The 5,911-nt window shown below is 35.3% G+C and carries 5 protein-coding genes; 1 reads left to right on the forward strand and 4 read right to left on the reverse strand.

Annotated features, from left to right (window positions below):
• Positions 1-785: 785 nt before the first annotated feature.
• Positions 786-1,595, forward strand: a complete 810-nt coding sequence (locus F6K54_RS25485) for an aspartate/glutamate racemase family protein (protein WP_293083680.1) — start codon at positions 786-788, stop codon at positions 1,593-1,595.
• Positions 1,596-1,946: 351 nt separating this feature from the next.
• Here the strand turns inward: F6K54_RS25485 and F6K54_RS25490 are convergent, their stop codons facing one another.
• The 4 genes from F6K54_RS25490 to F6K54_RS25505 all read right to left on the reverse strand — a co-directional run.
• Positions 1,947-3,278, reverse strand: coding sequence for a dicarboxylate/amino acid:cation symporter (locus F6K54_RS25490; RefSeq protein ID WP_293083683.1), 1,332 nt, complete (start codon positions 3,276-3,278; stop codon positions 1,947-1,949).
• 405 nt (positions 3,279-3,683) lie between these two features.
• The gene (locus F6K54_RS25495; RefSeq protein WP_293083685.1) at positions 3,684-3,824 is read right to left on the reverse strand and encodes a hypothetical protein; all 141 of its coding nucleotides are present in this window, start codon (positions 3,822-3,824) and stop codon (positions 3,684-3,686) included.
• The gene (locus F6K54_RS25500) at positions 3,805-4,998 is read right to left on the reverse strand and encodes a peptidoglycan-binding protein (RefSeq protein WP_293083688.1); all 1,194 of its coding nucleotides are present in this window, start codon (positions 4,996-4,998) and stop codon (positions 3,805-3,807) included. The genes F6K54_RS25495 and F6K54_RS25500 overlap by 20 nt, the downstream gene beginning before the upstream one ends.
• 429 nt (positions 4,999-5,427) lie before the next feature.
• A partial coding sequence (locus F6K54_RS25505; protein ID WP_293083691.1) for a transposase occupies positions 5,428-5,911 on the reverse strand: 484 nt, incomplete at its 5' end.

A 5,911-nucleotide genomic window follows, 5' to 3' on the forward strand; every position in this document is an offset into this window, starting at 1 on the left:
TATTTGGTCCAGTAGGGTGTGTTAGCGGAGCGTAACGCACCGAAACACTATATCTATTTTCAGTGCAATAAGTGTAGGTTGGGTTGAGGGACCGAAACCCAACATTAGTAAGGTTTTGTTGGGTTTCACTGCCGTTCAACCCAACCTACATTTTTAGGCGTGTCAGTCTAGTAGTAGGCTGACACATCTAAAACTGTGCATTAGCTTTTAACTTGAAAATTCTTACTTTTGAATGCATGACTTTTGACTTTTGAATTGAATCTAATGCACCATTTTAGATGAAACAGTCCAGTAGGGTGTGTTAGCGGAGCGTAACGCACCGAAACACTATATCTATTTTCAGTGTCAGTCCAGTAGTAGACTAACGCACCCTACGCGATCTGCTCAAAAACTTTTCAAAATTTTTTTCTAAATTTACGGAATAGGGAATCAAGAACAGGTAGTAGGTAATAGGTGAATATCGAAAAATAGAAAATCTGAACATAATATAATTCTTTTTTTCTTTGCTACCTTACTTCTTTTCCTTCTGCATTCTTCCTTTTACAGGGTGATTTTCTCCTTTTCTCCTGACTCCTAACTCCCGACTGCTCGTGACTCTCTCAGTTCTTTACTACTGTTCAACCGTACATGATATTGGCACAATAAATATGCCTTGAAAGTCACCCCCTTACCTCCTGAAAATCACTCGAATTTCATTTTTAAATCACCACCACCACCAGAAATTAGGAAGATGATTAAAGTATAGAAGTTCAAAACAAAAATAAAAAAATACGAAAAACAAAATTATGATGAAACAAGCAATTCGACAACAAGCAATGCCAGGAATTCTTGGTGGACTAGGGCCACTAGCACATATTGAATTTGAACGTCGTCTAATTGCTTTAAATACAGAACGAGGTGCTACCTCCGATAAAGATCATCCCGTTTCAATTCTAATTAATGCAACTGATATTCCAGATCGTACTCAAAGTTTGTTGGGAAATGCCCCAAGTTGTACTCCTTCATTGGTGAAATATGGAAAAATACTACAAATGGCAGGAGCAAATTTTTTGGTAATTACCTGTAATACAGCTCATGGATTTTACGAAGCTGTACAATCTCAGTTAGATATTCCCTGGATTCATATGATGGATATCACTGCACAATTTATTAAAAGTCATTATCCTCATAGTCGCCGAGTAGGGGTTTTATCAACAACAGGAACATTGCAAGCTAAACTCTACCATAATAGTTTAAGTGCTTTAGGATTAACTGCGATCGCACCACCCTTAAACTCTCAATTACAAAGAGATATTATGCATGCAATTTACAATCCTGTTTGGGGAATTAAAGCTACAGGAATCGAAATTTTCCCACCGGCAATTTCAATTTTAGAAAATGCTATTACTTGGTTAAAAGAGCAAGGAGCAGAATTAGTTATTGCTGGATGTACTGAAATATCAGTAGTGTTGCAAAAACTCAAACTTCATTCACTGATTAATATTGACCCCCTTGATATTCTTGCCAATCTGACTTTAGATTTAGCATTTGGTCATCAAGAAATTCCAACTGTTAGACCAAACTCATCTACTCAAAAATTATACCAATTTACTTGAAAAATGTCACAAATAGTTGGTAATATCATGTCCGGTTGAATAATTAGACTTTGGTGTACAGAAGGCAGGAGGCAGGAGGCAGGAGGCAGAAGGTTTTCTTTCATTGTCACCTTAATTTTATACACGCTCCGATGCTACCGGACATGATATAATTCATCAAGTCAAATAATACAGCGCTTTTCAAATTGATGAACCACATCTTCAGACATCAAACCTTGTAGGGACGTTCCATGGAACGTCCCTACTGTAGTCTACCCAAATGAAAACCGCTTTAAGCTGAAATTACTGTAAAATTCAGCTTTCAAGTCGCTAAAATATAACTTCTGACTTCTGATTTCTGACTTTAGTGAATTAGACTATCGACCTTTGAACTTGAGAGTCTAATGCTGGCGATCGCTTATAATCAGCAACTGCTGCTGTAGCTGCAATTCCTGTATGAACAATACTCAAAGTCCGGAATGGATCGATAATTGGATCTACCGCAATCAATAACACCAGTATTGCTTCTAGTGGTAATCCCAAAGGTTGCAGTACTAAATCTAATAATGTTAAAGTTAAAATTCCCGTCGCTCCTGCTGTTGCCATCCCTGCTAAAATGGAAGCAACAATAATAACTACAAAACTAGATAAGTTTAACTGATGCTGATAAAGTTGAGCTACAAATACGGAAGTTGTGGCAAAATAAGCCACGGGACCGAATCTACAAACAGTAATTGCCAGAGGAATCACTAAATTAACTGTTTGTTTCTCAAATTTCAGCAGTTCAGTTAAAGCAGAAATGGAAGACGGCAAACAAGTAAAACTACTCCTAGTTGCCAAAGCTAAAATTGTTGGTTCTTTTAAACTAATCAACACTTCCCACAAAGAACAATCTGTCTTTTGCCAAACAACAAGGGTGCTAACTACATAAATAATAAAAAATATTAAAATTGTAATGATTACAAAATTTTTCATAGCAGCTAAAATACCAAAACCTGTCGTCGCTATTTGGCTAGCTAAAAGACAACATAAACCCATGGGCAGGAATAAAATTATCCAATCAATTAACTTTTTTGAAGCTTTAAATATAGTTTCTAAAATATTAAACACTTCTTCCTTATAAGATTGTTTGAGATATCCCATTGCTAAACCAAAAACAATAGCAAAAAAAAGTATTTCCAGAGCCTTACCTTCACTTAAAGATGCAAAAATATTCTCAGGAACTAAATTCAATAAAAAAGATATTAAAGTTGTTTTTTGCTCGACCACTTCTTCAATCATTTTACCAGTAAGAGATACCTCTAAATCTAATTGGGATTTGTTAACAATTATACCCAAAGTTGTTAAACTTGAATCGTCTAAATTCCCTCCCGGATTAGTGAGTAATGTAACAATTAATCCAATTATACTTACCCCAATAAGGCCAATAGAAAATACAATTAAAATACGTTTGACATATTTATTAGCTTCCTGACTACTTATTAGCCTACCTACGCTCATTGTTATTGCGGAAAATAACAAAGGTAAAACACACATTTTCAGCAGCTCAAGATAAAGATTTCCAAAAGGAGTTAACATCAAAGCTATATCTTTTTCAAAAATCCCTATATATAATCCTAGTAAAATTCCAGGTAAAATACACCATGGATTACGCAAAACTCTAATTAATGAATAAAAATTGAATCCTTTATTTTTTTTCATCATAAATAATTATCAAAAAATTTTATCTTTTCTACAGGTTTAACACCCCACTTTACTGATAACTGATAACTGATAACTGAAATGACAGAGGGTAATTAAAATTACTTAGGTTCATAAGACACGAAGTGACTTGTCATTGACTATACATAAGCAATTTTTCCTTCTACCTCCCCCCTTTCAAAGAGCTATCCCTTATAAGGAACTCCTCAGACACGAGGACACGGAGACGCGGAGACACGGGGACACGGAGAGAAGGGGAGAAGGGAGAAATAGTCATAGTATCTAAGTAAAACTACTTTATTATTCAAAATAAATGTACTTTTAAATACATTTTCTCTCTAGAAAAAGATTTTTAAAGTCTCCAACATAATTTGTTTATTTTGTCAAGTTTTATGTTAAGAAAGATGTTTATAAAGCATAGCTTTCAAAGGGGATTAGGGGGGATGCCTTCTGCCTTCTGCCTTCTGCCTTCTGCCTTCTGCCTTCTGCCTTCTGCCTTCTGCCTTCTTCCTTCTGCCTTCTGCCTTCTTCAATTAAATTTATCAGCACTAGATGTTTCTAATAACTCAGAATATTCATCCAACAAACTATTAACACTATAATGATTATTAGTAATTTTTAGATATAAATTAACAAATTCTAGCAGGTGATTGCTAGACCATGGCAGAGCAATTGCTATAGGATCTTGAGTATCTGTTAAGGCAACAGTTTGAAAATTTAAAGCCACATTTGGTTGATTTATAACAATCTTTTTTACTTCTAATTCATCCCGGTAAGCTGCTAATATATCTCCTCGAATAGCGCCTTTTACAACCTGTTCCCAACTCGTATACCTCACAATTGTAGCCTTGGGAAATTTCTGTTTGGCAAATCCTTCATAGGAAGAACCATCAATTACTCCAATCTTGCCTTCAAAATCCCTCAAAAATTCTACTGTCTCTTTATTTTTAGCTGCCTTAGTTAATTGTACTCGGTTGAGTAACAAACCCTGACGCATAGTTAAATAAGGATCGGAAAAAGAAATTATCTTAGCTCTATTCAAAGTTTGACTAAGTTTAGAAATAGCTAAATCTGCCTGACCTAGATCGACAATTTCAACCACTTCATTAAAAGTTTTAGCACTACGATTAATCTGAAGTTCAACCCCTAAAGCTTCAGCCAAACCTCTGGCAATTTTAATATCTAATCCTTCCAATTCACCCCTTTTATTTTCAACAAAAAAAGGTGAATTATCATACTCTGTCATCGCAACAATTAACTCACCTCGGTCAACAATTTTTTGTATATCCGGAGAGAGCAACTTTTCTGAGGAAGACTTTTGGGGGGAATTGCTAGTATTTCCTTGAAGCAAAGTCCAAGTTTTTTCATCAACTATTGCCGTTGCTTCTAACCCCATACTAAGTTGAAAGTTATAAACAGCCTCCTGAGTTTGTTCTCCGTAAACTCCATCTATAGCTCCGGGATAATAACCTTTTTGTTTTAATCTAGTTTGTACCTGAATAACATCATATTCTTCACTATTTTCAGTTACTTGTGAATCTAAAGTATTAACATACTGGATATCTTTTGTATTTCTAATCTCAGCAATTTTTTCGCCTGCTTCGAGAGAAACAGAATTTGCGGAATATTCTGTTTTTATAAAAGTTGTAAAAATAACAATTATTCCGAAAGCAACCAGAGTTAATTTGACAATTAAATATATTATTTTGGAGAATTTATTCATGGAATCTTTCCTGACTCCTAACGATATTTAGTAATACCAGAGTTTTTGATATCTTATAATACTAACCTTAATAGGTAAGCATAGATTTTCAGATATTATAATCTGGCTTTTTCTATCATAAACAACTGAACTTGGCAACTTTCCGGAAAAAAGTTTTATAGCGCTACGCGCTAGGGAACAGGGAACAGGGAACAGGGAACAGGGAACAGGGAACAGGGAACAGGGAACAGGGAACAGGGAACTGTAAAAGAGTTTTAGGATTGAAAAATGTCCTAACCAATTCTTGTATTGCTATAGGTGAGGTATTTTAGATGAAATACTAAAATTTTTGCTACAAATACTTAGGCTGTTTCGTGACATACTCCCGACACTGAGACTAGCAGAGCGTGCGGGCTTCTCAGGGACTCTACTATGTAGACATAAACTGAGCTAACAAGGAATGCCCTTCCTCTTCAATTGATGCGCGAATAGGCTCAATTGAGTACCTTGATCGGCTTCAAATTTGACTGGTGGCAGCCAGTCTTTAATCAATGCTTTGGCTCTATTTTTAATATTAATTGCAGCATTTAAGTCTCTACCAATTGATAGATTACAGTTAGGGCAATTATGCTGTCTCTGAGTTAAAGTTTTCTTTACTTTATTACCACAGCTGCTACATTCAAAAGATGTTCCATGAGGTTTAACTTCTACAATTAACTGACCAGCTTTTGCCTCTTTCAGAGGAGCTTCGCTAACGGCTTTGTTAGTTAATATAGTATTAAATTGACCCCAGCCTGCATCATGTACAGACTTAGCTAATCTAGACTTAGCCATACCTTTTATATTCAGTTTCTCAACTGCTACAATATCGTAATTGGATAATAATTGATTAGCCGTTTTGAAATGAAAATCTTTTCTCGTATCAGCTACTTTT

Origin of the sequence: Okeania sp. SIO3B5 (assembly GCF_010692555.1) — a bacterium.
Lineage (GTDB): Bacteria > Cyanobacteriota > Cyanobacteriia > Cyanobacteriales > Microcoleaceae > Okeania.

Bases quoted from the DNA above. Each gene is read 5' to 3' on its own strand.
- F6K54_RS25500 (WP_293083688.1), bottom strand. From the start codon at position 4,998: ATGAATAAATTCTCCAAAATAATATATTTAATTGTCAAATTAACTCTG.
- F6K54_RS25485 (WP_293083680.1), top strand. From the start codon at position 786: ATGATGAAACAAGCAATTCGACAACAAGCAATGCCAGGAATTCTTGGT.
- F6K54_RS25490 (WP_293083683.1), bottom strand. From the start codon at position 3,278: ATGATGAAAAAAAATAAAGGATTCAATTTTTATTCATTAATTAGAGTT.